The sequence below is a fragment of the Streptomyces sp. NPDC088246 genome (genome assembly GCF_044741025.1).
Taxonomy (GTDB): Bacteria; Actinomycetota; Actinomycetes; order Streptomycetales; family Streptomycetaceae; genus Streptomyces.
In genome coordinates, this window is the sequence record NZ_JBIURV010000144.1 from 1 (window position 1) to 3,705 (window position 3,705).

Genomic DNA, 3,705 nt, shown 5'->3' on the forward strand with positions numbered 1-3,705 from the left:
GCGGATGCCGCGGGTCGTGCGGTGGTCTCGGTGGAGCGGCTGGATGTCCGGCCGATCTCCGAGGAGCAACTGGCCCAGGCACGCGCCGAGTTCCACGACTCCCTGTATCGGGTCGACTGGGCTCCGTCGCCCTCGGCTCCCGCTTTGGCCGACAACGGCAAGTGGGTAGTGGTCGGTTCGAATGCCGTCGAGTGGTCGGAATCTCTTGCCACCGTGGTGGCGAGCAGCGCGGCGGTACCGGAGCTGCGCGACGCCGGCGACGCGAACGTAGTCGTCCTGCCGGTCGTCGGAGACACCCGTACGGCCGGGGCTGGAGTGGATGTCGCGGCCGCGGTGCGCGAGCGTACGCATCGGACCCTCGCCGACCTTCAGACATGGCTGGCGGACGAGCGGTTCGCCGCGTCGACCCTGGTGGTGGTGACACAGGGCGCGGTCCCGACGGCGGCCGGCGACGTGAGTGATCTCGCGGGTGCCGCAGTGGGCGGTCTCGTACGGTCGGCGCAGATGGAGAATCCGGGCCGGATCGTACTGATCGACGTGGACGGCCACGATGCCTCTCTCGCCGCACTGCCTCGGGCCGTGCATACAGATGAGCCGCAACTCGCGCTGCGCGAGGGCGACGTGTACGTCCCGCGATTGGCGCGGATGTCTGCCGCGGCCCAGCCCGCCGATGCCGATGTCCCGTCCGAGCGGAAGGTCTGGGATGTCGACGGCACGGTTCTGGTGACTGGTGCCACTGGCGCGCTGGGGGCCTTGGTCGTACGCCACCTGGTGGCCCAACACGGGGCCGGCCATGTACTGCTGGCCAGCCGCCGGGGTCCGGACGCGCCCGGTGCCGCCGAGCTGAGTGCCGAGCTGGCCGAGCTGGGCGCCGACGTGACACTCGCTGCCTGTGACGTCGCCGACCGCACCCAACTGGCCGCCCTGCTGGCGGCAGTTCCGGCCGACCACCCACTGACCGGTGTCGTACACGTCGCCGGCACGCTGGACGACGGAGTTATCGGCTCGCTGACTCCGGAACGCATGGACACCGTGCTCCGGCCCAAGACCGACGCGGCCTGGAACCTGCACGAGCTGACCCGCGATCTCGGCCTGTCCACGTTTGTGCTCTTCTCCTCCATCGCCGGGGCGCTGGGCGTACCGGGGCAGGGCAACTACGCGGCAGCCAATGCCTTCCTGGATGCGCTGGCCCAGCACCGCCGGGCCCATGGTCTGGTGGCCAGCTCGCTGGCCTGGGGTATGTGGGCGGACGACGGCGGCATGGCCGGCACGCTGAGCGGCACCGATGCGCACCGCATGGCACGCGCGGGTGCCGGGGCACTCTCCGCCCAGCAGGGTTTGGCCCTGTTCGATACGGCTGTGCTCGACCAGGACCAGATCGGCAACCCGACCGACGCGCTCCTCGTCCCGGCTGTGTTGGACGTTCGCGCCATGGCACAGAGCGGTGACGGGGAACTGCCGCCGCTCTTCCGCGGCTTGGTGCGCGCACCCGCACGGCGGATCGCGCAGTCCTTTTCGCAGTCGCCCGCCGACTCGCAGAGCTTGCGCGCCCGCCTCGCGGACACGCCCGCACACGAGCGGAAGGACCTGCTGATCGAGGTGGTGCGCGCGCAAGCCGTGGCGGTACTCGGCCATGCCGATACCGAAGCCGTGGACTCCGAGCGGTCGTTCAGCGACCTGGGGTTCGACTCGCTCACCGCCGTGGAGTTCCGCAACCGCCTCAACGCGGCCACCGGCCTGCGTCTGCCGGCTGCGCTGATCTTCGACTACCCCAGTACTCGGGCGGTCGCGGGTCACCTGTGGGAGGAGCTCGCTCCGCAGACAGAGGACGACCCGAGCGAAACGGGTACCGGGTCGGCGGAGAACCGTATCCGTACCGCGCTCGCCGCGATCCCGCTGTCCCGGCTGCGGGAGGCCGGCCTGATGGACCGCCTGCTGGAACTCGCCGGAATCGAAGCCGGACTCGCGGCGCAAGACGCGGACTCCATCGATGCCATGGACACCGAGGCCTTGATCAGCATGGCTCTCGCGGACTCCGGTTCCGCCCACGACGACCTGTCCGACAACCTGTCCGAAGGCCCGGCCCACGACGCGGCCTACGAATCCGACTACGTGTACGACGAATTCGACGTCAACGACATGACGCGGGAGAAGTGACACCGCAATGACTGAGCCCAGTCGTCCCAGCCGGCCTACTCAGACTCCGCAACCCGATCGGCCCGACGCGAGGCTCGTCGACGCCCTGCGGACATCCGTCAAGGAGACCGAGCGTCTGCGCGAGCAGAACCGCAAGCTGACCGGCATGGCGCAGGAGCCGCTCGCCATCGTGGGCATGTCCTGCCGCTACCCGGGCGGTGTCCGGTCGCCGGAGGATCTGTGGCGGCTGGTCTCCGAAGAGGCCGATGCCATATCCGGGTTTCCCGAGGACCGGGGCTGGGACCTCGATGCCCTGTACGACCCTGACCCGGAGCACGACGGCACCTCGTACTCCCGTCACGGCGGGTTCCTCTACGACGCCGCCGACTTCGACCCGGCCTTCTTCGGCGTGGCACCGCGTGAGGCGCGTGCCATCGACCCGCAGCAGCGGCTGCTGCTGGAGGCTTCCTGGGAGGCGCTCGAGAACGCGCGGCTGGATCCGGGCACTCTCCGCGGCAGCCGCACGGGTGTGTTCGCCGGTGTGATGTACCACGACTACATCAACAGCTACGGCAGCGGCAGCGTCGTCTCGGGCCGTGTCTCCTACACCCTCGGTCTTGAGGGGCCGGCGGTGACGGTGGACACGGCGTGCTCGTCGTCGCTGGTGGCCCTGCACCTGGCTGGCCAGGCGCTGCGCAACGGCGAATGTTCGCTCGCGCTGGCGGCAGGCGTCACGGTGATGTCGACGCCTGGGACCTTCGTCGACTTCAGCCGGCAGCGCGGGCTTGCGGCCGACGGCCGTTGCAAGTCCTTCGCCGAGGCGGCCGACGGCACGGGGTTCTCCGAGGGCGTCGGCGTGCTGGTGGTGGAGCGACTCTCCGACGCGCGGCGCAACGGGCATCGGGTGCTCGCGGTGGTGCGGGGCAGTGCGGTCAACCAGGACGGCGCCAGCAACGGTCTCACCGCGCCGAACGGCCCGGCCCAACAGCGGGTGATCCGGGCGGCGTTGGCGAATGCCAGGCTGTCGGCGGACCAAGTCGATGTGGTGGAGGCACACGGTACGGGCACGGTTCTGGGTGACCCGATCGAGGCGCAGGCACTGCTGGCCACCTACGGTAAGGGCCGGCCGGCCGAGAGCCCGCTGTGGCTGGGGTCGGTGAAGTCGAACCTGGGGCACACGCAGGCTGCGGCGGGTGTGGCCGGGATCATCAAGATGGTCATGGCGATGCGCAACGGCGTACTGCCCAAGACTCTGCACGTGGACGAGCCGTCGTCGAAGGTGGACTGGACGGCCGGCGGCGTGGAACTGCTGACGGAGTCCCGGCCGTGGGCAGCGGGCAGGCCCAAACGTGCGGCGGTGTCGTCGTTCGGGATCAGTGGTACGAACGCGCACGTGATCCTGGAACAGGCACCGCCCGGGGCACCGGTCGAGGCCACCGTCGAGGCGGAGAGCCCGGAGCGGGACGGCGTCGTAGGGCCGGTGCTCTGGCCGGTGTCCGGCGCCAGCCCGGACGCGCTGCGCGCCCAGGCAGTCGGCCTGCTCAACCTCCTGGAACGCACCGACGCCCC

At 70.4% G+C, this 3,705-nt stretch carries 2 protein-coding genes; both read left to right on the plus strand.

The genetic code is table 11. The features are described 5' to 3' along the window. A partial coding sequence (locus ACIPEK_RS46345; RefSeq protein ID WP_402008982.1) for a type I polyketide synthase occupies positions 1-2,157 on the plus strand: 2,157 nt, incomplete at its 5' end. A gap of 85 nt (positions 2,158-2,242) precedes the next feature. Next, a partial coding sequence (locus tag ACIPEK_RS46350; RefSeq protein ID WP_402008985.1) for a type I polyketide synthase occupies positions 2,243-3,705 on the plus strand: 1,463 nt, incomplete at its 3' end.